1 protein-coding gene is annotated in these 1,390 nt (G+C 44.9%); it reads right to left on the minus strand.

Features of this window, described 5'->3' with window-relative positions:
- Nucleotides 1-166: 166 nt before the first annotated feature.
- A partial coding sequence (locus F6K53_RS42680; protein WP_293086636.1) for a type I restriction-modification enzyme R subunit C-terminal domain-containing protein occupies nucleotides 167-1,390 on the minus strand: 1,224 nt, incomplete at its 5' end.

Below are 1,390 nucleotides of genomic sequence, written 5' to 3' on the forward strand. Positions count from 1 at the left end.
CGTTCGCACAGCGTGGCCAAACGCGTAGCGTGGCCTTTTGGCCAAGGCCAAAGCCTGTGCCATAGCAATCCCAATTGCCATCATTGCGATCGCTATTTATTACTTCTGTTGCTTCTGGTAGCTTGGCAGTGCTTGTTTCTGTGCTGGTGGTAAAGGTAATGCTGGTTTATGCTACACTACCAAATCCTTCGTCTACTGTTTCATTGAACGATCGCACTGTGGTTATAATTAGGTCGGCATCATCCTCGTTAAACACCCCATCGAGTCCTTCATAATGGAGGTCGGTAAAGGGGGGTTCGTATAGCAGTCCAGGATCCATGACTCCGTTCTGGGTTAGGTAATCAATGATTGTCTCTACAAACCGGATCTGATTAGCACTGAAGTTGGTTACTTGTAGGTATTTGCTAAAGGCTTCCTTAGCAGCATTGCGATCTAAACCTACTATTTTACGGATGAATAGTTTGAGACTTATATCTTGACCATACATTTCAAAGAAGCGATCGCGTCCTCCAATCTCCTCAGCAGTAAACAACATTTCTTCTAAGGCAGTTAGATCTGCTTCTGTCAGAGAGACATTGCGCTTCAGTTTGGCAATGGTAATATGGTCTTCATTATTCTTAATATAAGTTTTTACCTTCTTGTGGTATTGTTCGCGACTAAAGCCTGTTTGCTGACTGGGGACATCTACCTCTACGATTTCCCCTAGTTCATCCTCAAAGTTGGTGTATACAATAATATTTTGCTCTTTCTTATCTATGAATTTGATCAGGTCGCGGAGGGAAACTCGCAGTGATTCGATCTGACTGGGGGTTACATCCGACCACCATGTTTCTTCTCGAACCTCTTCGATCAGAGGAAGTTGTTGCTTTACCATGGGGATGGTTTGTTTTTCCTCTAGGCGGTCTAGTAAGTCTCTGACTTTATCTCTGAGTTGGATGAAATCACGGGATTTCTTAAGGATGGCTAGTTGTATTTTTAGACAAAGTAGATCGAAGCGTTTACTTCCTTCGTTTTCTTTGGGTAGTCCGTTGGGGAGGGATGCTAGGGTTTGGATCCCCCCTAACCCCCCTTGAGTAAGGGGGGAATTTAATGGGGTTTCAATCCTGCTCTGGCCTCCCCCTTGATAAGGGGGACGGGAGGGGGATCCCAGGGCGGAACTGGATGATGGGAGCTGGTTGAGGTTGTTCCAGTTTGTGCGATCGCTAAAATAGTCTACTGTCGGTAGATGTCGGCGTACTAGAAAGTTACCTTTCTCCATTGTTGCCACATGGTGATGGAGTTTATCTAGTAATGAATCCCTTAGTTGATCATACTCTGGGTTATTGCTTTCTCTGATAGCATCATTTAACCTAAGACGAGCGTTAAAGATTTGACCGGTTAGGCTTTCTGG

The organism is Moorena sp. SIO4A1 (genome assembly GCF_010672065.1).
Classification (GTDB): domain Bacteria; phylum Cyanobacteriota; class Cyanobacteriia; order Cyanobacteriales; family Coleofasciculaceae; genus Moorena.